This is a genomic window from Perspicuibacillus lycopersici (assembly GCF_025660475.1).
Lineage (GTDB): Bacteria > Bacillota > Bacilli > Bacillales > Caldibacillaceae > Perspicuibacillus > Perspicuibacillus lycopersici.
Map to the genome: position 1 here is coordinate 391850 of NZ_JAOUSF010000002.1, position 23973 is coordinate 415822.

Annotated in this window: 27 protein-coding genes and 2 riboswitches; of the genes, 14 read left to right on the plus strand and 13 right to left on the minus strand. The window is 38.5% G+C overall.

The window, feature by feature from the left end:
- Positions 1 to 87: 87 nt before the first annotated feature.
- Positions 88 to 2883 carry a beta-galactosidase gene (locus tag OEV98_RS05955; RefSeq protein WP_263072301.1) on the minus strand — a complete coding sequence of 932 codons (2796 nt, stop codon included), beginning with the start codon at positions 2881 to 2883 and terminating at the stop codon, positions 88 to 90.
- Between the two features lie 406 nt (positions 2884 to 3289).
- On the opposite strand from OEV98_RS05955, the gene OEV98_RS05960 reads away from it, so the two are divergent.
- On the plus strand, positions 3290 to 4321 hold the full coding sequence (locus tag OEV98_RS05960; protein ID WP_263072302.1) for a LacI family DNA-binding transcriptional regulator: 1032 nt from the start codon (positions 3290 to 3292) through the stop codon (positions 4319 to 4321).
- Positions 4322 to 4527: 206 nt separating this feature from the next.
- Here the strand turns inward: OEV98_RS05960 and OEV98_RS05965 are convergent, their stop codons facing one another.
- Both OEV98_RS05965 and OEV98_RS05970 read right to left on the minus strand, forming a co-directional pair.
- Positions 4528 to 4749, minus strand: a complete 222-nt coding sequence (locus OEV98_RS05965; protein ID WP_263072303.1) for a hypothetical protein — start codon at positions 4747 to 4749, stop codon at positions 4528 to 4530.
- A 57-nt stretch (positions 4750 to 4806) separates the two neighbouring features.
- Complete coding sequence (locus OEV98_RS05970) at positions 4807 to 5802, minus strand: LLM class flavin-dependent oxidoreductase (RefSeq protein WP_263072304.1); 996 nt, start codon at positions 5800 to 5802, stop codon at positions 4807 to 4809.
- 280 nt (positions 5803 to 6082) lie between these two features.
- On the opposite strand from OEV98_RS05970, the gene OEV98_RS05975 reads away from it, so the two are divergent.
- Positions 6083 to 6583, plus strand: coding sequence for a hypothetical protein (locus OEV98_RS05975; RefSeq protein WP_263072305.1), 501 nt, complete (start codon positions 6083 to 6085; stop codon positions 6581 to 6583).
- A 227-nt stretch (positions 6584 to 6810) separates the two neighbouring features.
- On the opposite strand, the gene OEV98_RS05980 is transcribed toward OEV98_RS05975, so the two are convergent.
- Positions 6811 to 6963 (minus strand): hypothetical protein, encoded by a 153-nt coding sequence (locus tag OEV98_RS05980; RefSeq protein WP_263072306.1) that lies wholly within the window; start codon positions 6961 to 6963, stop codon positions 6811 to 6813.
- A 107-nt stretch (positions 6964 to 7070) separates the two neighbouring features.
- On the opposite strand from OEV98_RS05980, the gene OEV98_RS05985 reads away from it, so the two are divergent.
- On the plus strand, positions 7071 to 7262 hold the full coding sequence (locus OEV98_RS05985) for a hypothetical protein (RefSeq protein WP_263072307.1): 192 nt from the start codon (positions 7071 to 7073) through the stop codon (positions 7260 to 7262).
- 48 nt (positions 7263 to 7310) lie between these two features.
- Here OEV98_RS05985 and OEV98_RS05990 read toward each other — a convergent pair whose 3' ends face one another.
- The 3 genes from OEV98_RS05990 to OEV98_RS06000 are packed head-to-tail and all read right to left on the minus strand — an operon-like array spanning position 7311 to position 9229.
- Positions 7311 to 8174, minus strand: a complete 864-nt coding sequence (locus OEV98_RS05990; protein ID WP_263072308.1) for an aldose epimerase family protein — start codon at positions 8172 to 8174, stop codon at positions 7311 to 7313.
- A gap of 31 nt (positions 8175 to 8205) precedes the next feature.
- Complete coding sequence (locus OEV98_RS05995; protein WP_263072309.1) at positions 8206 to 8730, minus strand: GNAT family N-acetyltransferase; 525 nt, start codon at positions 8728 to 8730, stop codon at positions 8206 to 8208.
- Positions 8731 to 8752: 22 nt separating this feature from the next.
- The gene (locus OEV98_RS06000) at positions 8753 to 9229 is read right to left on the minus strand and encodes a hypothetical protein (RefSeq protein WP_263072310.1); all 477 of its coding nucleotides are present in this window, start codon (positions 9227 to 9229) and stop codon (positions 8753 to 8755) included.
- Between the two features lie 360 nt (positions 9230 to 9589).
- Here OEV98_RS06000 and OEV98_RS17805 point away from each other — a divergent pair, with 360 nt between their 5' ends.
- Together OEV98_RS17805 and OEV98_RS17810 are read left to right on the plus strand one after the other, a co-directional pair.
- Complete coding sequence (locus OEV98_RS17805; protein WP_407676495.1) at positions 9590 to 9928, plus strand: hypothetical protein; 339 nt, start codon at positions 9590 to 9592, stop codon at positions 9926 to 9928.
- Positions 9929 to 9935: 7 nt separating this feature from the next.
- A complete protein-coding gene (locus tag OEV98_RS17810; RefSeq protein WP_407676496.1) occupies positions 9936 to 10178 on the plus strand; it encodes a hypothetical protein in 243 nt (80 codons plus the stop codon).
- A 127-nt stretch (positions 10179 to 10305) separates the two neighbouring features.
- Here the strand turns inward: OEV98_RS17810 and OEV98_RS06015 are convergent, their stop codons facing one another.
- From OEV98_RS06015 to OEV98_RS06025, 3 genes are all read right to left on the minus strand, one after another.
- Entirely contained in the window at positions 10306 to 11100 is a 795-nt protein-coding gene (locus OEV98_RS06015) for a zinc ribbon domain-containing protein (RefSeq protein WP_263072315.1), read from the minus strand.
- Between the two features lie 88 nt (positions 11101 to 11188).
- Positions 11189 to 11338 carry a YgdI/YgdR family lipoprotein gene (locus tag OEV98_RS06020; protein WP_263072316.1) on the minus strand — a complete coding sequence of 50 codons (150 nt, stop codon included), beginning with the start codon at positions 11336 to 11338 and terminating at the stop codon, positions 11189 to 11191.
- Between the two features lie 673 nt (positions 11339 to 12011).
- On the minus strand, positions 12012 to 12545 hold the full coding sequence (locus tag OEV98_RS06025) for a hypothetical protein (protein ID WP_263072317.1): 534 nt from the start codon (positions 12543 to 12545) through the stop codon (positions 12012 to 12014).
- A 458-nt stretch (positions 12546 to 13003) separates the two neighbouring features.
- Between OEV98_RS06025 and OEV98_RS06030 the strand changes: the two genes are divergently transcribed.
- Complete coding sequence (locus OEV98_RS06030) at positions 13004 to 14101, plus strand: acyltransferase (protein ID WP_263072318.1); 1098 nt, start codon at positions 13004 to 13006, stop codon at positions 14099 to 14101.
- Between the two features lie 20 nt (positions 14102 to 14121).
- On the opposite strand, the gene OEV98_RS06035 is transcribed toward OEV98_RS06030, so the two are convergent.
- Positions 14122 to 14514, minus strand: a complete 393-nt coding sequence (locus OEV98_RS06035) for an HIT family protein (protein WP_263072319.1) — start codon at positions 14512 to 14514, stop codon at positions 14122 to 14124.
- Positions 14515 to 14664: 150 nt separating this feature from the next.
- On the opposite strand from OEV98_RS06035, the gene OEV98_RS06040 reads away from it, so the two are divergent.
- The 7 genes from OEV98_RS06040 to OEV98_RS06070 all read left to right on the plus strand — a co-directional run bounded on the left by OEV98_RS06040 (position 14665) and on the right by OEV98_RS06070 (position 21606).
- Positions 14665 to 15507, plus strand: coding sequence for an aldo/keto reductase (locus OEV98_RS06040; protein WP_263072321.1), 843 nt, complete (start codon positions 14665 to 14667; stop codon positions 15505 to 15507).
- 87 nt (positions 15508 to 15594) lie between these two features.
- Positions 15595 to 16044, plus strand: a complete 450-nt coding sequence (locus OEV98_RS06045) for an AraC family transcriptional regulator (protein WP_263072322.1) — start codon at positions 15595 to 15597, stop codon at positions 16042 to 16044.
- Positions 16045 to 16245: 201 nt separating this feature from the next.
- Complete coding sequence (locus OEV98_RS06050; protein WP_263072323.1) at positions 16246 to 16536, plus strand: HPr family phosphocarrier protein; 291 nt, start codon at positions 16246 to 16248, stop codon at positions 16534 to 16536.
- Positions 16537 to 17312: 776 nt separating this feature from the next.
- A riboswitch (SAM riboswitch) is annotated at positions 17313 to 17409 on the plus strand.
- 68 nt (positions 17410 to 17477) lie between these two features.
- Positions 17478 to 17577: riboswitch (SAM riboswitch) on the plus strand.
- Between the two features lie 103 nt (positions 17578 to 17680).
- On the plus strand, positions 17681 to 18709 hold the full coding sequence (locus OEV98_RS06055) for a methionine ABC transporter ATP-binding protein (protein ID WP_263072325.1): 1029 nt from the start codon (positions 17681 to 17683) through the stop codon (positions 18707 to 18709).
- Positions 18699 to 19349, plus strand: a complete 651-nt coding sequence (locus OEV98_RS06060; RefSeq protein WP_263072326.1) for a methionine ABC transporter permease — start codon at positions 18699 to 18701, stop codon at positions 19347 to 19349. The genes OEV98_RS06055 and OEV98_RS06060 overlap by 11 nt, the downstream gene beginning before the upstream one ends.
- Positions 19350 to 19367: 18 nt before the next feature.
- Complete coding sequence (locus tag OEV98_RS06065) at positions 19368 to 20189, plus strand: MetQ/NlpA family ABC transporter substrate-binding protein (protein ID WP_263072327.1); 822 nt, start codon at positions 19368 to 19370, stop codon at positions 20187 to 20189.
- 220 nt (positions 20190 to 20409) lie between these two features.
- Complete coding sequence (locus OEV98_RS06070) at positions 20410 to 21606, plus strand: M20 family metallopeptidase (protein ID WP_263072328.1); 1197 nt, start codon at positions 20410 to 20412, stop codon at positions 21604 to 21606.
- Positions 21607 to 21779: 173 nt separating this feature from the next.
- Here the strand turns inward: OEV98_RS06070 and OEV98_RS06075 are convergent, their stop codons facing one another.
- Positions 21780 to 22496 (minus strand): ferredoxin reductase domain-containing protein, encoded by a 717-nt coding sequence (locus tag OEV98_RS06075; RefSeq protein WP_263072329.1) that lies wholly within the window; start codon positions 22494 to 22496, stop codon positions 21780 to 21782.
- Positions 22497 to 22719: 223 nt separating this feature from the next.
- On the opposite strand from OEV98_RS06075, the gene OEV98_RS06080 reads away from it, so the two are divergent.
- On the plus strand, positions 22720 to 23151 hold the full coding sequence (locus tag OEV98_RS06080; RefSeq protein WP_263072330.1) for a PA2169 family four-helix-bundle protein: 432 nt from the start codon (positions 22720 to 22722) through the stop codon (positions 23149 to 23151).
- A 208-nt stretch (positions 23152 to 23359) separates the two neighbouring features.
- On the opposite strand, the gene OEV98_RS06085 is transcribed toward OEV98_RS06080, so the two are convergent.
- Positions 23360 to 23809: a hypothetical protein gene (locus OEV98_RS06085; protein WP_263072331.1), complete on the minus strand. Its 450-nt coding sequence runs from the start codon at positions 23807 to 23809 to the stop codon at positions 23360 to 23362.
- Between the last annotated feature and the right edge of the window lie 164 nt (positions 23810 to 23973).

Consider the following 23973-nt stretch of genomic DNA (forward strand, 5'->3'; position numbering starts at 1 on the left):
TAGTTCCCCCCGGAATATTCATATACTAGATTCGTAAACAAAATCTATTTACATCATAATTTATAATTATTCAATAGATGTTAGCGGTTACAAAATTGTGTTAGCAACCGGTAAAAATTCTGTCTCTACTATCGGTTCAAAATGAAATCCATTGATAGTTGTTGCACCTTCTGGATCAACTGCTTCAATAAAAATTGAAATACGATTTTGTCGTTGGTCCAAATAAGAGGCAGGAATAAACAATTGATTTTGCTGTCCTCCCGTAAAGACTGGTCTTGCTGTTAACGATGGTAACCACAAACGACCAATCAATCGATCATTTACAAGTACGGTCACTTTACTGTTATTCCCGTTCACACGGAATGAATAGCTCTCTTCCTCTGTCCCTTTTGCTATTTCACTAAATAACCAACCCGTTTTTCCTGGTTCTAGTGTGAGTGGTAGCTCGTATGGGAGTGCTACTGCTTTACTAGCTGCTTCGATTTGATGAAAACCTTTCTCATTGTCACCTGCTAATATCCAATTTGTAACTGGAATACCTTCCAGTAAATAGATTTCTCCTAATGTTTGTGATTTTTCTTTTTCTGTATAAATGGAGATATCAACATAATCCTTGTCTTTTACATAGGTTGATAGGTTTATATAAGGGTTTTTTGGATGAATTACTCCAAGATCCTTACCATCGATAAACATTCGTAGGGAACTATCAAGCTTAGAAAAACCTAGGATTTTAACACGATTTTTAGCTATATACAAACGTTTTTTGTAAATTCCTTTACTAATTGGTTTAGCAGAAAACCATCCTCCCCAATTGGTTACTGCCCAGCGGTTATTGTTTTCAGCAAGTACAGTGGTATCGGTAAGATTTGGATAATAGGTCCAATTTTCCCTAATTTGCTTTTGATCCACAATTGCGATTATGTTCCCGATTCCTCGCTTCGCATCTAACTTTAATGCCGGCACACTAGAATCATCAAAGTTACTATGACCCCAAATTTCTGTGCGAACACAAAGTTTTATGCTAGCTTTTTCCGTAAAGTCATCAGCAACCGCGATGAACTCGTTCGCTCCACCTGGAGTAAAGGTGCCGATATATTTTTTATCGACGTAAACGGATAATATATCACTACCATTCTGTAGGTATAGCCCTTTAAGTTTGTGAGATTCCAATAAAATATCCCCTGCATACCAGGCATACCCTCGATAAATCCCCGCATCTTCTAGATAACAAGGACTATCTACTAATTCCAACGTTTTTATACCATCTGGAATTTCATGTGCGTTCATTTCTGCATAGGACCAATCTAAATCTAATAAAGTATTACTTTCTTCCGTTACACTCAAATCAGTTGCTAATTGATCCTCGTTAATCCTGCTAGCTAAAGGTACATTATTTGTCAATCGGATAGTAAAACGTTGCCCATCGCATAATAAAATATCAAATTCACGGTCTATCGTGGAAAGGTCTTCTACTGTAATTACAATTCCTCGTTGGTCTGGAAGAATGGATACTACAGATGAAGCTTGTTGAACCTCTGACTCAAAAATCAAACATATTTCCCCATTATGGTTTAAGTGAAATAGCAAATCTAGGTGACGGTCTTTTCGAGTTGCTTGTATTAATTCAGCTGTCGCATAGTGGAGCGTCCCTTCCATTCCCCATGTTGCTAACGGAACATCATATAGAACAAACGGACAAGTTGTAGAGGCAATCCGGATTTCATGTTGTTTCGGAAAATAAGTTTCCCCATTTTTTAATTTCACTTTGATTTCTTCATTTAATACATTCGGTATCCCAATCAGTTGTCCACCATTTTCTAGGTGAAGCACGTTTAGCTTAGTACCCTCGTGATCAGATTCTACTTCAAAAGAGTGATGTTCAGCTACAACTGCATTTGCAAGTGACCGGCCTAACGTTTTACAAATATCTCCTAGTAAAATACCTTCAAAGAACTCTTTTCTCAACTTTCCTGTTGGTGTAATCATGCCATGAAAATCATAATCTGATGTTAAGAAGGATAAAGGGTCCCCCCAGTTATTGACCGCATTCGTAAACCCAAAATTAAAGCCTGAGGCTTGCAAATACGGGCCCAATAGCTTTGTTCCGGAACTAAGCAATCTTCTTAATAGGAAATGACTTCTATTCGTTTCCGTTACGCATAAAGGAAGATTATTATTTTGTAAAAACTGATAGTACGTATGAATTTTTTCTTCAAAATTTGGATCACAATCATTCGGGTAAAAATTTAATGTCGGAATAACATTCTCAGCATTTCCACCTGCTCCAGCTATATCTCCTTGACCAGCACATACAATTAGCGGTACTTCCATCCCATATTCAATGGCTATATCCCGTAGGGCGGAAATATATTCAGTAGGATGTGTGCAATTATAGAAATCTAATTCATTATCTAATTGCATAAGGATAATAGAACCTTCTTTTCCAATTTGATACTTAGATAAAATTGGTATGATCTTCGAATACCACTTGGCAGTACATGATAGGAAGGTAGCATTATCATCTCGTAATTGAATACCAGGTTTTGTCAGTAAATAGGCAGGCAATGCGCCACCATCCCATTCTGAACAAATATAAGGACCTGGTCTAGCAACAACATATAGCCCCTCTTCAGCTGCTAATTTCAAAAAACGCGCGACATCTTTTTCCCCTTTAAAATCCCAAACACCCTCTTCTGTTTCATGGAAATTCCAGGGAAAATATACATCAATACAGTTGTAGCCACCAGCTTTAACCTTTTTCAGACGATCCTTCCAAAGTGACCTAGGTATTCTGAAGTAAAATAAAGACGAGCAAAGGATAATTTCTGACTTATTAAGTATGGACAAACCTTTCGCTGATAGTTTCACATTTTCAGACGCCACTCTACCCCTCCTTTGAAGTTTTCACTTAAGAATAATTTTTTCGTTTTCCTCCTCATACAGCGGAATGAAATCGGTTCCAAAGAGGAGTAAAAAAATTTCATTACTAAAACTTTTAAAAAATTCATCTTCTCATTTAATGAGAACCATTACATATTTTGAAATCGATTTCATTTTTAATATACTACCAGTAAATTTAGGTGTCAAGAATTTTATAAAATATTTTGAAATCTATTTAATTCCTATGAAGTAACAATAATAATTACATATATTTGGAATACACTCCAAAAATTAGTCTCGCATTCTATATTTTTATTGAAATATCAGTAGAACAATAGAATTGACACAAAATTTATTAATCGTTATATTTGACTTATAACGAAATCGGTTTCAATGAGGTGGCTTTTCGATGATTAAACATAAAAAAAACATAACAATCTATGATATTGCAAAAAAGGCTAATGTTTCCCCCACCACCGTGTCTCGTGTGTTAACAGGTAGTCCACTTGTCAAAGAAAGCACCCGGCAGCTTGTTCGTAATATTATGGACGAGGTAGACTTTACTCCTAATGAAGCCGCCAGAAATTTGATAACTAAGCAAACCAATACAATTGGTTTTATTCTACCTGATATTACAAACCCTTTCTTTTCCCAGGTATATATCGAAGTGGAAAGAAAGGCACTAGAGCTTGGCTTTAATATTTTACTTCGTAACTCAATGGGGAGAAGTGAGGTCGAATCACAATATTTAAAAGAATTCACTGAAAAAAGAGTCGCATGCATCGTATTTATGGGGGGAAGAATAAATAAATCTAACCCATCGGATCAGGAAGTAAACGAAATACTCGAGGTTATGAATAAAGTACCGATTATCATGGTAAATGGTAAAATGAAAGGGGTAAATTGCTACCGAATTCGAACGAATGAAGAAATGGGTATCGATTTAATTATCGACCATTTAATTGAACTTGGCCATAAAGAGATTGCTTTAATCGGTGGTATTAAAGGCATAACTTCAACAGATTGTAAGACCGTTGCCTTCAAACGCGCAATGAAGAAATATAATCTAAAATTTATTCAAGATTGGGTTATCCCTACTGGATTTAGTATAGAAGATGGTAAAGCAGCAATGAAGCAACTTTTACAAAACAAACAGTTGCCGACAGCAATCCTTGGGATTAACGACTTAGTAATCTATGGTGCAATAAGAGAATGTAGAGAACAGAAAATTCCCACTAGCACCTTCTCCTTCACCGGATTCGATGATATATTCCCATCAGATATTGTCCATCCAAGTTTAACAACCATTAACCATAATTACGACATTTTAACGAGCGAGATTGTTAAAGTTATTCAGAATTTAAAAGATGGCAAAGTTGGTATAAAGGGTAAAATCATTGATACAAAACTAGTCATTAGAGAATCCACTAGAAAGGTTTAAAATTGCTGCGACTAATCAAGAACGATGTATAAGATGCTATTCAATGAAGAGGCCCTAACCCTCCACGGATCAGGACCTCTTTTTTTCATTCTGCCTTAATGCCGTCATAGTTTTCCAATTTGGATTTGTCCAGTACAGATCTTCTGCAGTTACTTCTTTACTTTATCTTGGTCGATTTCAATTTCTTAACCTGTTTTTTTGGAATGTCAACATTCAACATAACCATCTTTGGATTGGAACATTTCTTTTTTTTTGACAAAGTCTAGTAGGTCGGAACCTTTGTTGTAATCGATGCTGAGTAATTGTTCTTGAATGAAAACATTCGAGCTGCAGACATCGATTTGTAGTGTAACATTATTATTATTTAACGGTTGTATTTTTTTATCAAAACCTCCCTTAATTTTTACCGCATGATTCCTAAAGAACATAAAAAAAAACAAATCCCCCCTCATGCATTTATCACACAATCAGAGGAACCTGCCCTATTACATTAACTCTCTTGCCAACAATCGGTACACATTTAACCTTGCTTCTTGGGAATGTGGAATACTACATATCATTGCTTCATCAAATCCGTAGGTTTCTTGTTCTTTTTCCAGCCTAGCTGCTACTTCTTTTGCGGATCCGACGAAATGTTGTTTTTTGCGGTTTTCTTGTATTTGCATGCGATCCATTTCTGATAGTGGGTAGTCCTTTGCTTCCTCAGGTGTCATATATTGCGTTAGTCTACCTTTCATTAGCATTAGACGGGCGATATCTGCTGGTTTTGCTTGGTATTCTGCTTCTTCAGCGGATTCTGCAGTGGTAACGAAGTAAGTCACCATCACTTCTGGTTTTTCCATAAATGCGGAAGGAACAAAGCTATTTCGATAAGATTCGAATGTTTCCTTATTCATCGTTCCGTTGAAAAATTGCGCATAGGAGTATCCTAATCCCATTCGTCCCGCTTGGAATGCACTGCTTCCGCTTGAACCTAATAACCACGCTTCGGGTAAGGTAACTTCGTACGGTGATGTAATTACATTGCGATAGGTCATGCTTTCTGGTGCTTCATCATTGATTAGTTTTAATGTATTGTCCAATTTTCCATAGAGGTCATCAATATATGGTTGGCGTCCTTCCGATAGGGCATAAATAGCTAAATTATCCCCACCTGGGGCGCGTCCCGCTCCAAAATCGATTCTTCCTGGAGATAGTGCACTTAATGTTTTAAACACCTCTGCCATTTTGTATGGTGAATAATGCATAATCATCGTTCCACCCGTGCCGAGGCGGATTTTTTTCGTTTTTGCTGCAATATGGGCGACCGTGATTTCTGGTGCAGAGCTGGCAAAGCCTTTTGTGTTATGGTGCTCAGCCATCCATAGCCGTTGATAGCCGAGTTCTTCCGCAAGAATAGCTAGCTCTACTGCTTTGTTTAATGCATCAACTGCGGAGTTTCCTTTAGTGACTGGGGCTTGGTCTAGAACACTTAATTTCATGGCGGTTCTTCCTTTCTTTTATCAGCTTATCTATTGGACTGCTTTTATGTTTCTAGTGTGTATGTTCTTGTATTTGGATAGTATACTTTTGCGGTGGGAAATTCAAGGAAATGGACTTTTACTTGTTGGAGCGATAGAGGATTGTTGCTGCCGTTACTGAAATGTTGTTAAGATTTTTTTTTGAGAGGTTGTTGGAAATCCTTGTAGGTCGATTAAATATTTTGATATTAAGAAACTTTCTAATATTTAATTTCGTAATATACTATTAGGGGGGAAATATATGAAAAAATTATTTACCTTATTTTTTCTGATAATCATTTTGGTTGGTTGTTCAGCAGAAAATTTGTCACTGGAAGAACAAATAAGAAAGGTTATGTCAGAAAATAATTTACGCGATAAAGAAATTATTGATTATGACATAAAAGATGATTTTGTTTACGTTATTTTTAAAAACAGTCAAGGAAATGCTAGCACACATTATCCCGATCTCGTTATTTTAAAGAATAATAATGGGACATTAGAATGGGAAGCAGGTCCCAATGACCGTACGACGTCCGTTGATACAGCTATGATATTCGGAAGGGAAAATGGGCCATCGGTTACGCTTATATTAGAACCTTCCAATGCTACTATTAAAGAGATAAAAATATTAGGGGATTCAGCAAAAGCAGTATCATATGTAGAACAAATTACCGATGATTTTTCAAAGGTATATACGTATTGGATTGCTTATACCAATCAACAACCTGCAGCTGATGATATAGAGTATATAATGGAGTAAAAATGACTACATACTTCTTAGTTTATCTTCTTTATAGTTAATGCATGTAGTATTTTTTATTGTCATTTTCCGCATCCTGATTTCCAGAAACCGTAGTATTATCAATGGTTTCTGGCTTTTGTTTTTTCTTTTTTTCTCACCGTACACCTCCGCCAGACACCTTAACACATAAAAAAAGTGCCCCCACAGCGTTAGGGCTCCCCTTCGCTGCGCAGGACACTATACTGCTACCTTATAAATATCTTCCAGCCAATAATGAAACAAACGATTATTACAATACTAGTAAATAGAAACAGTGCTACACCAAACAATATTCCTAGTAATATTCTAATAAGGAATATCCCAATGATAATGACTAATAATAGCTTTAATAAGTTCATCTATTTGTTCCTCTCTATCGTTCAGTTCAAAACTCTCCATTAAAAAAAGCATAACTTATCCCACAATCGAATACAAATTTTATATGGTTGCAAAGGTGGGATTACATATGCGTTTTCGAAAGTACCGTGGATTACTTTACGAAATATCGGTGTTTATTTTCATGTGCATTGTTTGGTCATTTGTGCTCGTTTTGGACATCCCAATCAATTTTACAACATTTGTCATCGTTCTTGGCATTGCCTACACTGTCGATACCATCGCAAAACTAATCGTAAAGCACCGTAGCAAAAAAGAATAATCGGGACTCTACCCGCGCATAGATTGCGGGAGAATTGTCCCGTTGCGCTTACTCTACTGAAAAGGAGACAAAGGAATGTAGTTCTTTTTTCGGGTCAATTAAGACCAATTCTGTTTTGCGATTTAGCTCCTCCGTTTTCGCCATCCATGGTTCCACACAAACAAAATCCTTCCCTGCTTCTGTCCAAACGACCGTATACCGATATTCTGGACTTGTCTCCATCACGATTCGTTTCTCGTCACCCATCTGAAAGGATAACTTTGCCACATCCTCGTCATCTAACACGACCGCTTCCTTCAAACCTTCCATATTCAGTTCACCTGAAAATGGCTTGGCTTCGAACATATTGTAATCAAAATACGTACGAGCTTTAGAATCAATCGCTACTACTTTTGATTTTGCAGAAAAATAAGGATGCAACCCCGCATAGATTGGCATATATTTATCAGAATCATTGCGGAATACTTGGTTGATTTGTAATTGATTTTCCCGAAGTGTATAAGTAAATTCCACGGTAAAAGCAAATGGGTACACCTCTTTCATCTGCTCATTACTCGTTAGGCGAATGGTAATCGCTGCTTCATTCTCATCTGCATTCGTCTCGACAACCTCCCACGGATTAATCCTTGCAACGCCATGGTTTGGCATCTGATAGGTTGTCCCTTCCCATTCATAGCTACCATTTTCCAGCTGGCCAGAAATCGGGAACAAAATCGGAATACCACCGCGGACATTTTTTTCAAAATCAAACAATGTTTCTTTGTTCAAATACAGCATTTGCTCGCCAGCAACTGCAAATTCCGTAATAATGCCCCCACGTTCCGGACAAACCGTAAACCACGTTGTCTTTTCCGGATTACTTACTTGATAAAATTTCAATGATTGTTCGTCATAGGAGTTAATCGAATACATTTCAGGTCACCTTTTCCTTAATTTGTTATTACTATTCTTCCCGTAAAATCCCATATACATAAACGTCTTCGTATTTATTTAGTAGAAAACGGTGTTGTCGCAACAGACCTTCCCGCTTCAACCCTGCCTTCTCTAAAACCTTCACAGAACCGAGGTTTCTTGTCAAAACAATTGCCGTTATTTTATGTAATTGGAGTGCTTGAAAACCAAATTGGACCATTCGCTTCACGGCTTCCGTCATAAAACCAGCTCCCCAATACGCGCGTCCCATCCAATAGCCCAGCTCTGCTTTATTATTTTTCTTATCGATACGAAGGGTAATGGTTCCGATAATCTTATTTGTTTGCTTATGGAGAATTGCCAGCGGGTACTCATCGCCACTAGCAATTAATGCTGGCATTGCTGCAACCCAATTCTCTGCAAACTGTAACGTATACGGATATGGCAAGCCGAGTATAGATGCGAGTTCTTCATTATTCGCTAGCTCTTGAATTTTTGGGGCATCGTTTTTCTCAAACGGCTTGATTATTAGACGTGCAGATTCTAAAACTAGCAAAATAAAAACCTCCCGATAGGCTTTATTGATCGACCATATCCATTATGTACCATTTTCTATCCTGTTTTTCTAAGTAAATCGTACAAGCTTGTTCCTCGGTATTGCCATTTTCATCGGTGAATTGTACATTTGCCTCAACGGTTGCTTCTGTTCGTAATAGATTCATATCTGTATGAAGGAATTCAAAATCAAGTTTCGGCATACTGCCATCGGAATTCTCATCCACATACCCAACTAGCGAAGGTAACAGTGGCACGATTGTATCCACTACATTCACACCAGAAATCGCCTCCGAAACAGTCCCCAACAAATTCGAAACTGCTCGCACCTGTTTTGTCTCCTCCGGATTTAACGTCTCAAGGATTCCATCCAAATCTAAGCTATTCACCGAATCCCCAAACTTCGCTACAGTATCCTCTGGCTTATCAAAATAACCAAAATACCAAAGCCCCACAAGGCACAGCAGCACCACTATTGCTGAATTTCTAAAGATAGCCATAAAAAAATTTCCCCCTATTTATTCTTTTTACCAAAAAATGTGAAAAATGCCCTATTATTATACCAAAAATTGCAATAATAATTGGGGGATTTTTTTTCTGGGGGAGTAGGCACTTAATTTTTGGAAAATAGTGCGTGGGTTTTCGGGAACTTCCTTCAATTTTTCGGGAACTTCCTTCAATTTTTCGGGAACTTCCTCCAGTTTTTCGGGAACTTCCTCCAGTTTTTCGGGAATATCACCTCATTTTTCGGGAACTTCCTCCAGTTTTTCGGGAATATCACCTGTTTTTTCGGGAACTTCCCCTAGTTTTTCTGGAATAGTACCTCGGTTTTCGGGAACTTCCTTCAATTTTTTGGGAATATTACCTCGGTTTTCGGGAACTTCCTCCAGTTTTTCTGGAATATTACCCTTATTTTCGGGAACTTCCTCCAATTTTTTGGGAACAGGACCTCGGTTTTCGGGAACTTCCTCCAATTTTTTGGGAATATTACCTCGGTTTTCGGGAACTTCCTCCAGTTTTTCGAGAACAGTACCTCGGTTTTCAGGAACTTCCTTCAATTTTTCGGGAATAGTACCTCGGTTTTCGGGAACTTCCTTCAATTTTTCGGGAACAGGACCTCGGTTTTCGGGAACTTCCTCCAATTTTTCTGGGAATATCACCTGATTTTTCGGGAACTTCCTCCAGTTTTTCGGGAATAGTATCCTTATTTTCGGGAACTTCCTCCAGTTTTTCGGGAACAGGACCTCGGTTTTCGGGAACTTCCTCCAATTTTTCGGGAACAGGACCTCGGTTTTCGGGAACTTCCTCCAATTTTTTGGGAATATTACCTCGGTTTTCGGGAACTTCCTCCAATTTTTCGGGAACTTCCTCCAATTTTTCGGGAACAGGACCTCGGTTTTCGGGAACTTCCTCCAATTTTTCGCGAACCCCCTCCAGTTTTTCTCGTAATATTACCTAGTTTCCTGGAACTCCCCTCACCTTTCCCAGAAATTTTCTCAACATCAACTACTATCCTATATAACTTTCTCTACTAAAAGAAAAAGCTATTACCTCAATAGCAATAGCCTTCCTAGTCTTATAGTTTTCCTCCGCAGTTTGTACAAAACTTCGCATCCGCTTCTTTCCGATGCCCACAGGTTACGCAGTGTTCTTCCTCTTTTTCTGGAACCTCTTCATCAAACCCTTGCCCGCAATTTGTACAGAATTTCGCGTCTTCCGCCCTTACATGACCACAGTTGTTACAGTAGCTATCTGCTTCTTTTTCCTCAACAGCCTTTTGTAAATCGATTCCACAACTTGTACAAAATTTTGCATCATTTGCAATATGTGCGTGACAGCTTGGACATTGTTTATCGGTTACAGGTGCCATCGTTGTAGCTGCAGGCACTTGCTGATATATAGGACTTGTTATAGCTTCTTTTTCTTTATAAAAAATAGAAAAAATCAATAATAGTAAACCGAATCCTCCAATGTATGCTGCTTCTTCCAATGTATGTTCCCAACCAAAATTATTACCTCTAATGTAATAATAAGTATAGGATATAAATACTCCTAAGGAAAAAATAAGCGAAATCCATTGCATTACTTTGTATCTTTTGTTTAACAGAAGTAAAAGGAGCGTAATACCACTAAAAACAGGCATTAAAATGGATGCTAATGAAAGTCCTTGAACCGTATTTAGTAAAATGGTTACCCAAACCCCTCTATCAAAATTAGAAATGAACGGATTGATGTCCTCCTCCAAAAAATATTTATTAATTACTTTAAAATCTGCAAACAAAGAAAACGTCCCTGATTCGGTCGTTATCCACGGGACAAAATACGAAACTATTAACAAAGCTAATGCGAAAAATACTAATCCTTTCTTCATCCTGTTTCTCTCCTCTATGTATCTATCATTTTCTATGTAGTAAAAACGAGGCTGCCCCCTTTTGGAAAAGGGGCTACCCTCTCATGGATCATTCGTCGTTTATTTCTCCGTCACCGATTTCATCTTCTTCTTCCACATCTTCAATACCCTCATCATCCTCTGGTCGCTCGTCATTGCCACAGGCGGTCAACGAAAACAGAGAGAAGACTAGGAAAAGCGCTAAAAGGTACTTTTTCATTTAGAAAACCTCCTTTTTTGATACTCTTCCCTATGTGGGTAGCAAATATGTATGAAGGATTTTGTTGCTGACCTTTTCGAAATATGTGTATTGGGGAAATTTGGTGGTAGGACATTGGAAGAGGTTAGCAGCGATAATTATCGGAAATTGCTAACTATTTTCTAGAAAAGCAAATGTAGATTTCGGAAAAAACGGGCTAATTTCAAGAAAAATGCTCGGCGATTCCCGAAATTCGCTCGCCTTTTCAAGAAAAATTGCCTTCCATTTTGAGAAAAAACTAGCCTTTTCCCGAAATATCTCTCCTCATTTCGAGATAAAACTCGCCAGTTTCCAGAAAAAACTTACCATATTCCCGAAAAACTCTCACCTTTTCCCGAAAAACTCTCACCTTTTCCCGAAAAACTCTCGCCTTTTCCCGAAAAATCGTCCCCCATTTCGAGAAAAATCTCGCCAGTTTCCAGAAAAAACTTATCATATTCCCGAAAAACTCTCACCTTTTCCCGAAAAAACTTGCTTCATTCCCCAAATTTGCGTGTCTATCCCAGAAAAATTCCGCCACAATCTCGAAATATACTTGCTTTTCCTAAAAAATTCTCACCTTCCCGATAAACACTCACCTATCCCCCACACACATCCTGAAAAATGCCCCTACAAAAGGGGCATTGTTACTTCATTATTCCACTGAAAAATTACCTTCTGCGATTAGTTCTGAATCGTTGCGGAACATGCGCAGTTTATAGTTACCTACTTCCAACTCACCGTCAATTAATGGTTCGTGGTATACACCAAATAATGTATCCCATGTTGGGTCGACATTTTGTGTCCATGTTTCATAAATTTCTTCGCTACCATTTAGTTGCAATAGAATATACGTAATTTCCGTTGTGCCTAGTGCATCTGGCAATTCCGCTTGTAATAAAATATCATCCGATTGAACGAATGTTGTTGTTTCATTAAAGATTTCCTCGTCAAAAGATCCTGTACCAAACACGATTGTGCCTACGGAGCTTACCGCTTCTGTATCTGTATCCGTTTCACTTTCTGTATCTGTTTCCGCTTCCGTAGCCGTTTCGCTTTCGTTTTCACGGTCACTGCTATACAATGGACCATCATTTGAGCTTGAGCTACAAGCAGTCATGAATGCTGCTAGTGCAAGTAGACCTAGAATCATCCATAATTTTTGGGTCGTTTGATTAACCTTCTTCATTGTTGAAATTGCTCCCCTCGCCTATTTGGCTTCTTTTTCTATTATAAGGAATCTTTTCTCGGTAAATTATTTGAGTTTTTCAAAATCTTTAACCAAAATTTTCCTCTTCGAGACGAAATTCCCAGAAGATTATACCATATTCCATTGGCCCTTCGATACATTTTTTTGCTAGAAATAGAGCTTTTCCTACTGGTAAAACCTGTTACAAAATAACTATACCAATAAACTAATTTTCTCTGTGCAAATTGTAGTTTTTCAAAACGAATGAGGATGAGGATTCGGCAAACGAAATACACACTGCTATCCTTAGCATTCAGGGTACCCACTGTAAAAATAGAATGTCATTCCGAAACAATTTCGTAATATAGTTTTAATGTTATTACATAGCAAAAACGGGAAAAGGATAACGAGGCGAGTTTTGCCGGAAATAGGAGAAATTTTAAACGGAGATGATATTCGTGAACGGAGAGCGTGTGCATTCACTTGATTTCATTAAATTTTTCGCGATAATTTTCGTGGTTTGCATTCATTCGAACCCGTTAGAAAATGTCGACGTATACAAAAGCTATAACCTACTTTTCTTTATCGAAACCTTCGGGAGGTTTGCTGTACCATTCTTTTTTGTCACCTCTGGTTTCCTAATTGGTCAAAAAATGCTTGCGGGTACAAACGCTAATCAGTATTTCAAGAAAAGTATTGGCCGCATTGTTGGGATTTTCCTTACATGGACTGCGGTCTATTTTGTCTATGATGTCATTACAAGAATGTATACCTATTTTTCATCAGGTAACAAAACAGATTTGGAAAACTATTTACATCAATTTTTTCAACTCGACACAATTCTCTACGGACCGAATGGGACACCATATCACCTTTGGTATTTAGTTGCATTTATTTGGTCGCTTGTGATTTTGTTTGTGTTTATTAAGTTAAATAAAGTTCATCTATTATTACTCGGAAGCTTTGTAATCCATCTAATTGGTAATTTCGGTCAGTCCTATGCAGTTGTGATTGATCTTGAGGAAAATACACGAAACGCGGTATTTTTTGCCTCGTTTTATCTCACACTCGGTTATTGTATCGGCTTCCATTTACAATGGATTCGGGCACGACTTCTTGCAAAAATCAACCCGTGGATATACTGCGGACTATTTTTTACCTTTTCCATCGCCCAAGCCGTTGAACGGATATACTTACAAGAAAGCTTCGGACGCAGTAATGGCGATTACTATTTATCGACCGCACTTCTCGTATTATCGTTATTTTTCTTCGTATTAAGTATGCCGAACCTTGGTAAAAATACGCGAATGGCAAGCGTTGGAAAAAATTCACTAGGTATTTATGTCATTCACCTTTTATTCTTAGATTTAACAAAACGATTCGTCTTACAGGAATGGCCAATGCTTCCCGATTCCCTAATTTGGCAAATTTTCTTTACACCAGCGCTTATCGTTGTTTCGTATTTTTCCTATCAATATCTGCAATATTTGAAAAAGAAACCAATCATTACGCAAACAACTAGAAAAGTAGTTTTTTCCAAGCTTGCCGAGAAATAACGGATTCCGGCAGGCATTTTTTATTTTACAGCTTGCCGCCTATTCCCCTCACTTTTCAACCAATGACGAATCCCTTTCCCTGCATATGGCTCGTCAGCAAATCTCGGAATGATATGTAAATGTGCATGCATAATATGCTGTCCACCGGTCGGCTGACAATTCCAACCGATAGTATATCCCTCTGGATGATAGGCTTCATCTAATAGTTCCTTTACCTCTTGTAACAATGAATAAGTCGCATTCCATTCTGCTTCCGTTAAATCAAAAACCGTTTGGCGATGCTGAATCGGTACTATCAAACCAGAGCCTATTAATACTTCCTGTGGTGTTTGCAGAAACCTACAATGTCCGTTTTCCGCGACAACCTTTTGTTCTGCTACAATTTCCAAATGACAAAATGGACAATCCTTCAAACCAATACCCCCTTAATGATTCTATTTTTATCGTGGCATTTTTTCTCGAGGATGGCAATAGAAAAAGAATCCCCATATAGCCAGCAATCTATTTGAATTTTCGTACAGTAAAATGATACTCTTAAACTATCATAGAAGGGAGTGGTTTTTATGGCAACATTCATTCCAGAGGTTACACTCAACGATGGACTTACGATACCAGTAGTCGGGTTAGGAACGTATAAATTAAAGGGAAATGAAGGCGTCCATGCGATTACGAACGCAATTGATTTAGGCTATCGGTTAATCGACTCTGCCTATAATTACGAAAATGAAGGTACTGTTGGGGAGGCCGTACGCCGAAGCTCCGTTCCACGGCAAGAGCTGTTGATTACGTCAAAATTACCAGGTCGCTATCATACATATGATCAAGCGGTGACGACGATACAGGAATCATTATACCGGGCGAATCTTGATTATTATGATCTTTACTTAATTCACTGGCCAAATCCGAAGCAGGATCACTATGTCGAGGCTTGGCAAGCATTAATTGATGCGAAAAAATGGGGATTGATTCGTTCGATTGGGGTTTGTAATTTCTTGCCAGAGCATCTCGAACGTTTGAAAAAGGAAACCGGTGTGCTTCCGAGCATGAACCAAATTGAATTACATCCTTTCTTCAATCAAGAAGCGCAAAGAAAATGGCATGCGGAAAATAATATTGTGACCGAATCTTGGAGCCCACTAGGTCGTGCAAATGCGGTTTTGCAAAATGAAACGATACAAGAAATTGCCGATAAGCATGAGAAGACGATTTCACAGGTAATTTTACGTTGGCATTACCAGCTTGGTGCCGTTTCAATTCCAAAATCCGCTTCACCAAAACGCCAGCTCGAAAATATTTCGATCTTTGATTTCTTCTTAAGTGATAGTGAAATGCGGACTATTTCGGCGCTTACTCGGGCAGATGGTAGATTGCAAAACCAGGACCCTGCGGTGTATGAGGAATTTTAATTAGCATGAGCAAAATGGTCGGTCCCCTTTCTCGGGGCATCGATATTTATGCATTGTACTTTTTTACGATTTCAAAGGGGATATGTAGTGAAATATAAAAAATTTAACAAAACATTTCAATTGGTAGCAATAAAAGGTACTAGTGATTTTGCTAGTTTTGGTTCTGTTGTTCCAAAGGCTGCCCAACAGTTTCTCGTTCGGGTAGATGAGATTGATCATCGTTCTGGGACAGAAATTGCAATCTTTGAACCGAAATTAGGCGAGTATCATTTAGAAGGTAGCTTTTATGTAGGCATGACGGTTAACGAAACAATGACGGAAACACCACCTGGCATGGATTATATCGAGTTACATCATGAGTATGTTACAACTAGGGGCAATATAAGGAATATCGCGAGTCTTCATCAGCAATTATTAAATTGGTCGATCGAGCAAGGATATAAACGAAATTTAGACACTTATATCGTAGAAACGTACCACCCATTGGAAAATGGTACAGAAGAAGTGGAAATTTACTTACCAATCCATTCTCAATAGCATACATTTTGTTGGTAGGATAACCAAATTTAGATCTGCAGCCGTTCATTTACTAGAATGGCTGTTTTTTATTCCAACAGAGAAATTTTCACTACCTTTACCATACTTCATTAAAAATCCACGATTATCCGAGTAATAAATTCCCCTCTCGCAAATATAATGTGTAAAGTATGATGGAAATGAGAAAAGGAGTGAGTGAACATGTTAGTAAAAACATTCCTTCTAAATAATAAAGTTGGTCTGTATACGAAACCATCGACTGTATTATCGGAAACTGCTAGTCGTTATGTTTCTGATATCCAAATTGAGTACAACGGACGGAGTGTCGATGCAAAATCGATTATGGGCGTCTTATCACTTGCCGTTCCTAGTGGCAAGGAAGTCATCGTTCGAATTGCCGGGGAGGATGATCGAATGGCAATGGAGGAAATCAAAAAATTATTTGAAACCGAATTTGTGGAAATAACCGAATCAGCGCTTTGCGAGTCGTAAAAATAATTTTCAAAAAAATGTTTACGCCCTATCAACAAGTGGTATACAAACAACGGGTATAAGACGTGTCTAGGTTACCATTATCTAAGGTTACCCATGGGGATGGGGGCTTAGAGATAGGGCCGCTCCTTTGGAGTTGGCCCTTATATTTTTTTGCAAAAATCACCCAACTAGTTCCTTGTCGAATCACGCGTCAACATTTTCTACGAAACGCCCGATTCCCAACACATTCCTTCCATTTTAAACAAACGTTTGTTTAAACTATTTTGTAGAAAAATAGATTATCCCTTTCCCTTTCCCTTATACATTCTAATGAACACCATCCTACTCTCTGTCGAATCATGCGATTACTATTTCTTCCATATCCAACATTTCCAATACATCCTTCAAAGAGGCTGGGACAAAAGTATTTTTATGTAAGAGAATCCGAACAAAGTTAAGTAGGTAAATTCGCTCCGGAAATATACTTCGCTTTCCGCGGGCATGGCCTTAGCCTCCTCCTCCGCTACGCTTCGTGCGGGGTCTTCGGCTCATGCTTTTCCCGCAGGAGTCTACGTATATTTCCTCCGCTGTCCGAATTATTGTTCGTCTTACATTTAAACATCAATTGTTATGTCCCAGCCTCTTTTTGCAGAAATATGTATTTACTCATTACGAAACAAGCTGTTTGCCTGATAAGCAATAAACTTTCCATTCTGATTTTTTAATCAAAAAAGTATTGACATTTCCTCGAATAGACTGTAAAGTACATATTATGTTAAAATAGTAAAAATTACTTCTTATCAAGAGAGGTGGAGGGACTGGCCCTATGATACCTCGGCAGCGGACATTTGTACCGTGCCAATTCCAGCAAGGTTACTTGAGAGATAGGAAGAGGATAATGAACGGGAACGTTTTAACCTCTTCTTATGGAAGAGGTTTTTTAATTTCATACAATAACATTCTTATCTAGAGAGGCGGAGGGACTGGCCCTATGATACCTCGGCAACGGACATTTGTACCGTGCCAATTCCAGCAAGCGTAACGCTTGGGAGATAAGAAGAGAATCACGATATTGTCGTGCTCCCTTCTTCTGTCCCGAAGAAGGTTTTTTTTTGCCAATATGCGCAAAACAACAAGAATTCCATGCAAAGGAGATGTCTATATGATTGAGTTTCAGAATCTTGTAAAGATTTATAACAGCGGCGGAAAAGAAGTTCATGCCTTAAATAATGTCAATCTAAAAGTAAACAAAGGAGAAATCTACGGAGTTGTTGGATACAGTGGTGCCGGAAAAAGCTCCCTCATCCGCTGTGTCAATTATTTAGAACGGCCAACATCCGGAAAAGTCATTGTCGATGGACATGATTTATCAAAGCTATCGGAAAAAGCCATTCGTGACGTGAAGAAAAATATCGGGATGGTGTTCCAGCATTTTAATCTATTAAACTCGAAAACTGTTTTTGCCAATGTTGCGATGCCATTAGTTCTCGCAAAGACACCAAAGGATAAAGTAATAAAACGGGTAACCGAATTACTTGAATTTGTCGGCTTAGCAGACAAAGCGGATGTCTACCCTGACCAATTATCTGGTGGGCAAAAGCAACGGATCGGTATTGCGCGTGCATTAGCAACTCAACCATCGATATTACTGTGTGATGAGGCAACGTCTGCACTCGACCCACAAACAACAAGCTCCATTCTCGAGCTTTTGAAAAAAATTAACGAAGAATATAAGATTACGATTTTAATGATTACCCATGAAATGTCCGTTATCCGCCAAGTTTGTGACCGAGTAGCAGTAATGGAAGATGGAAAAGTCATTGAAGAAGGATCCGTATTTGACGTCTTTTCTGCGCCAAAAACAAAAACGGCACAAAACTTCGTTAGTACCGTCATGCATGATCAGCTGCCAGAGTCAATTTTAAACATGATAAAGGAAAATGGTACGAAGAACGTTATTCGTATTCATTTTATCGGTCAATCCACTGGCAAGCCACTTTTATCTCAGCTGGCGAAGAAATTTGATATTGATACAAATGTCCTATTCGGTAATATTACCGAGCTGCAAGGAATTCCATACGGAAACATCATCGTCGAGCTGCAAGGCCCAGATACTGAGGTGCAACGTGCTCTACAATATATGACAACTAATGAAATCAGCTATAAGGAAGTGAATACATATGTTAGTTAACTCCGATCAAATCATCGAAGCACTAATAGAAACAATCGAAATGGTTGGCTTATCGCTCCTTTTCTCGGCAATTCTTGGTCTACCACTAGGAATTTTGCTTTATGCTACACGCAAAGGACAAATACTAGAAAACCTGCCATTATTCAATGTACTAAATGTGATTATTAATATTTTCCGGTCCGTTCCATTCATTATTTTACTGGTTGCAATCATCCCAATTACCCGACTAATTGTTGGTTCATCCATCGGAACGGCCGCAGCAATTGTGCCGCTTGTGTTTTATGCAGGACCATATATTGCAAGATTAGTAGAAAGCTCGCTCTTGGAAGTTGACCACGGCGTTCTTGAAGCAGCGGAAGCGATGGGTGCTACCCCCTTCCAAACGATTTTCCGATTTGTTTTACCAGAGGCATTAAGCTCATTAGTTCTGAATTTCACGATTGCCACAATCGGTCTTGTCGGTGCATCCGCCATGGCAGGTACGGTTGGTGGCGGCGGTATCGGGGATCTTGCCATTACCTATGGTTACCAACGCTTTGACACCGTTACAATGCTAATCACGGTTGTCATTCTTATCATCTTAGTCCAAGGACTACAATCCCTTGGCAATCTTTTATCAAAAAAAATCAGAAGAAGATAATTCAGGAGGAAAAACATCATGAAAAAAATTGTATTAGCATTATTGGTTTTAGCATTAGCAGTATTTACAACGGCTTGTTCCGATTCAGACACGAAAAAAATTAAGCTTGCTATTAGCGGTACAGATACTCGTATGTGGGATTATGTTGCTGAAAAAGCGAAAAAAGAAGGCATTGATATTGAAATTGTTTCCTTTAATGACTATGTATTACCAAACACTGCCCTTGCAGAAGGGGAAGTAAATGTAAATGCCTTCCAAACGGTGGCATATTTTGACCAATTCATTAAAGAACATGATTTAGACTTAGTACCACTTGCAACAACTGTTATTGCACCAATGGCGATTTTCTCAGATAAAGTAGAGGATGTAGCCGACATTCCAGAAGGTGGCGAAATTGCGATTCCAAACGATCCATCCAATGGCGGTAGAGCCCTTCTTTTACTTCAAGAAGCAGGCTTAATCACATTAGCAGATGATTATACAAACCAATTACGTAATGTGGAAACAGATATTGTTGACAATCCAAAAAATCTTAAAATCACACCTGTAGTTGCAGCACAAACACCAAGAGTATTACCAGACGTTGCTGCATCTGTAATCAATAATGGTATTGCAAATGATGCTGGATTGAATCCATTAAATGATTCCATTTTCCATGAAGATGACACAGCAACAGACTACATTAACATCATTGCAGTACGCGCAGAAGACAAAGACGACGAAACATTAAAACGCATTGGCGAATTATTCCAAGAAGACGACACAGCAGAATTTATCGAAAAAGAATATGACGGTACATTAATCCCAACTTTTGTACCACTTGAGAACATCGGTTGGTAATAAGAAAGGCTTGGAAAGCACCATCCTAAAATTTATAAAACAAGGCTTTTCATGCATAGATTTTTTAAGTGGCCTGCAGACTGAATACACTCCGCGCATCCATTTAGGTGAGCGGTTAGTCTAGCTGCGACTCAGCAACCGTTATAACATACATCCAAAAAAATTAACAAAAAAGAAGGAAGCTGCTTGCTCCTTCTTTTTTCAAAGGAGGAACTATCAAATGACAAATTGGAAAGAAACGATTATCGCAAATGTGGAAGGAAATAAAGAACGTTACCTTGATGCAAGCCATCAAATTCACGCTAATCCGGAAATTGGCAACGAGGAATTTTTTGCTTCTGGTTTACTAACAGAAATACTTGTGAATGAAGGATTTGAGGTAGAAAAGGCGGTGGCTGGTCACGAGACATCTTTTGTCGCACGGAAAAAATCAGCGAAGCCTGGTCCAGCGATTGCATTTCTTGCAGAATATGACGCCCTCCCTGGTCTTGGCCATGCATGTGGACATAATATTATCGGGACGATGAGTGTTGCTGCGGCAATTGCGTTAAGTAAAGTGATTGACGAAACCGGTGGCGAGGCGGTTGTATTTGGTACCCCTGCAGAAGAAGGCGGTCCAAATGGCAGTGCGAAAGGAAGCTTTGTTAAACACGGACTAGTCGAAGGAATTGATGCCGCAATGATGATTCATCCGATGGGCTCAACTGGATTGACAACGAATTCCTTAGCCGTTGATCCCCTTGATTTTGAGTACATTGGAAAATCTGCACACGCAGCATCCGCTCCCCATATGGGCATCAATGCGCTAGACGCGGTTATCCAATTGTTCAACGGAATTAATGCACTAAGACAACAGCTAACAGACGATGTTCGTATTCACGGAATCATTACCCATGGTGGCGATGCACCAAACATCATTCCGGAATATGCAAAAGCAAGATTTTACATCCGCGCGGCAACTAGAACTCGCCTCAATGAAGTTACCGAGAAAGTAAAAGCAGTTGCAGAAGGTGCTGCCCTTGCAACAGGAGCAAAATTAAATGTTATCGCATTCCAAAACGGTGTTGATAATCTACTATTAAATGATCGCTACAATGCATTATTTAAAGATATTATCGAGGAGCTTGGAGAGGTAGTTGAGTCTAGAGACGGTGGCATTGGTTCTACAGATGCAGGCAACATTAGCCAAGTCGTACCAACGATTCATCCTTACATTAAAATTGGTTCCGATGAGCTAATCGCACATACTGTTCCGTTCCGGGAAGCAGCTGCTTCTGAACGTGGTGATCAAGCATTGATTACGGGAGCGAAGGCACTAGCATTAACTGCATTGAAGCTAATTACAGAGCCTGAAACATTAGAGGAAATTAAAACAGAGTTTAAGCAAAGAAAAGCGTTAGAGGAGCAAGGGAAATAAGTATTTATTTCTTATTTTCCAATTAACAAAACACTACACCCTGATTGTAAATAACAACGGACAATTAGGGTGTAGTTTTTTTAAGCTATTATCATCTAAATTTTCTATGCTCCCAATAGAAAATGCACAATAAATATAGATGAAAATTTTTGCCAGTTAATACATTTCCTTACTTAAATCGTCAAATCGAATGATAAAAACTTAGGCAATTCCTTTTCCCGTTTATCAAGCATCATCTGTTCTGGCGTAATACCTTGTGCACGCAATATTTCAATGTTTTGCAGTAGGAACTCGTCACTACCAACAATATAGAAAAGGCCATCCTTATCTGCAGCAAGGTTTTTCACTTCTGCATAGTAGTCCTCACGATTGTCGACGAACTGTGCGGTGAAATTCTTTTCAGGTGTGGTTTTAAAAATATCCGTGAACAAGAAATCTTTTGATGAATCGATGTTTAAGGAATGAATTTGGTTGACGTTGTCCGTACGGTCCAAATATGATAGCACAAGCGGCCGAAATGTTGCCAAACCAACACCTGCTGACAGTAGGTAAATATTTTTCCCTTCTCGTTTAAGTGGTACATTCGAATGGGTTTTAAAAATCGCAACTTCCTTTCCCACTTCCAAATTATTTAAAATCGATTTAAACTCAGAACACTGCTCTTTAATGCGTGTTGTAATCCCGATTGCGTTCTCGTGCGGTAAAGTGGAGATCGACATGTGGCGAATCAGACTGCGGTTAGGTGTATCTCCTGCATTGAAGCCTTCTAGTGCGAAATGGGTGTGGGAACCTTCTTCCCATGTAAAGTCTTCCGGACGATCAAGCAAGTATGTTTTCACCTCAGGTGTTTCCTCTATTATCCTCTTTATTTTCGGCCAATATATTTGCATGGTATATTCTCCTTACTCATTTAGTATCGTTACTATTTAATATACACTAATTGATAACAATTCTCAATTAAAAAATTTCCTGTTTCGGATAATTTGTGTGGTTTTAAATTTACTGATAACTTATGGAATATTTTTCTAGCTAGGTCATATCTTCTTTGCATATAAAAGTCACGAATACATCTTTCCCAATGGCATCATAATAGGATAAAAAGGATGTGAGCATATGGAAAATGAAATCGTTATGGAGGAGCTAAATACATTATTAAGAGGTACTTATATGGGAATACGTTCATTGGAACATTATATCCAAAAGGTAAACAATCCAGATTTAAAGCGTAATTTCCAACAAATGCAGCAGGAGCAAAAACAAAATGCTCAAAAAATCGCCGAAACAATTCAAAACCTAGGAGGCATTCCAGCGGATGATGAAGGCTTCTCTGGATCAATGCATAGCTTTATGCACAAATTCATGATTTCTGATAACGACGATAGAGCTATCATTGAAGATGCTTTAAAGGGTTTTGACAAATATGGAGTCGATTATTCGGAAGAACTTGTAAAAGGTGATTTAGATCCAGGAAGTAAACAAATAGTAGAGGAAGTAATTAATGATAGTAGAAGACATGCTGAGCAATTAAGGAATTTACTTCATTAACTACAAAATAGACCACCATCATCTGTATTAATGGTGGTTTTGTAGTTGCCCTAGCACCTTCATACCACCCGTTAACCCATTACCTACACGCTTTTCCGAAAAATCTTCCGAGTATAGCTGCCCCAATCCTCGTTTAGCTCGGTAAGGTCAACAATTTTCCACATATTAAAGAAGGTTTGGCCATTCTTATTAAAGGGATGGCTTTTTCTTAAAATTGAATCAAACTCGTATCAACGGGGGTTACACTTTTAATAAAACGAACCTCTTCTTCCAACAGATTTGGTAAAAAAAATTCTGTAGCCCAATGTCCCGAATGAAATATAGCTACTTGATCTTTGATTAAGTTTACCGTGAACCATTTAAAGTTCCCATTTTCATCCCGAAAATTTTTCAGCAAATACTTTGATAAGCTGGGGGTTTTACTGCCTTTGAAAATAGTGAGATTATCTTCCTTAATAATGTGAAACGCTTGTTTAGGAAGGGACGTCACTGCTTCCATAATTCCACGTTCATCATTCCAACAGTGTATTTCAATCGTGTTCGATTTTGCCAAAAAGGGGGCAACTAACGCTACCCAATAATCGTAATTGCCATTTAAAGGTTTCGGAAACGTTTCTTTATCGATTGTATAGGTTGGTATGTTGAAAGCGATATTCACTTTTTTTCACCCCTTACAACAGATTAGATTTTGTTCATCGCAGCCTATCTTATTGCTGTTTCAAGGATCAGTGATGGTGAAAAAATTTCCTTACGTCATTTTGCTACTGCCTTTGGAATTCCTCAAACGCTACTTGTTTATCACGCGTGTATGTGCATCCCAAT

Excerpts from the sequence above, each read along its gene's own strand:
- OEV98_RS06060 (WP_263072326.1), top strand. The coding sequence starts at position 18,699 with ATGTTAGTTAACTCCGATCAAATCATCGAAGCACTAATAGAAACAATC.
- OEV98_RS05970 (WP_263072304.1), bottom strand. The coding sequence starts at position 5,802 with ATGAAATTAAGTGTTCTAGACCAAGCCCCAGTCACTAAAGGAAACTCC.
- OEV98_RS06065 (WP_263072327.1), top strand. The coding sequence starts at position 19,368 with ATGAAAAAAATTGTATTAGCATTATTGGTTTTAGCATTAGCAGTATTT.
- OEV98_RS06070 (WP_263072328.1), top strand. The coding sequence starts at position 20,410 with ATGACAAATTGGAAAGAAACGATTATCGCAAATGTGGAAGGAAATAAA.
- OEV98_RS06080 (WP_263072330.1), top strand. The coding sequence starts at position 22,720 with ATGGAAAATGAAATCGTTATGGAGGAGCTAAATACATTATTAAGAGGT.
- OEV98_RS06025 (WP_263072317.1), bottom strand. The coding sequence starts at position 12,545 with ATGAAGAAGGTTAATCAAACGACCCAAAAATTATGGATGATTCTAGGT.
- OEV98_RS06020 (WP_263072316.1), bottom strand. The coding sequence starts at position 11,338 with ATGAAAAAGTACCTTTTAGCGCTTTTCCTAGTCTTCTCTCTGTTTTCG.
- OEV98_RS06000 (WP_263072310.1), bottom strand. The coding sequence starts at position 9,229 with ATGGCTATCTTTAGAAATTCAGCAATAGTGGTGCTGCTGTGCCTTGTG.
- OEV98_RS05965 (WP_263072303.1), bottom strand. The coding sequence starts at position 4,749 with ATGTTCTTTAGGAATCATGCGGTAAAAATTAAGGGAGGTTTTGATAAA.
- OEV98_RS06055 (WP_263072325.1), top strand. The coding sequence starts at position 17,681 with ATGATTGAGTTTCAGAATCTTGTAAAGATTTATAACAGCGGCGGAAAA.
- OEV98_RS06050 (WP_263072323.1), top strand. The coding sequence starts at position 16,246 with ATGTTAGTAAAAACATTCCTTCTAAATAATAAAGTTGGTCTGTATACG.
- OEV98_RS06015 (WP_263072315.1), bottom strand. The coding sequence starts at position 11,100 with ATGAAGAAAGGATTAGTATTTTTCGCATTAGCTTTGTTAATAGTTTCG.
- OEV98_RS05960 (WP_263072302.1), top strand. The coding sequence starts at position 3,290 with ATGATTAAACATAAAAAAAACATAACAATCTATGATATTGCAAAAAAG.
- OEV98_RS05990 (WP_263072308.1), bottom strand. The coding sequence starts at position 8,174 with ATGTATTCGATTAACTCCTATGACGAACAATCATTGAAATTTTATCAA.
- OEV98_RS06075 (WP_263072329.1), bottom strand. The coding sequence starts at position 22,496 with ATGCAAATATATTGGCCGAAAATAAAGAGGATAATAGAGGAAACACCT.
- OEV98_RS06040 (WP_263072321.1), top strand. The coding sequence starts at position 14,665 with ATGGCAACATTCATTCCAGAGGTTACACTCAACGATGGACTTACGATA.
- OEV98_RS05980 (WP_263072306.1), bottom strand. The coding sequence starts at position 6,963 with ATGAACTTATTAAAGCTATTATTAGTCATTATCATTGGGATATTCCTT.
- OEV98_RS05985 (WP_263072307.1), top strand. The coding sequence starts at position 7,071 with ATGCGTTTTCGAAAGTACCGTGGATTACTTTACGAAATATCGGTGTTT.
- OEV98_RS05975 (WP_263072305.1), top strand. The coding sequence starts at position 6,083 with ATGAAAAAATTATTTACCTTATTTTTTCTGATAATCATTTTGGTTGGT.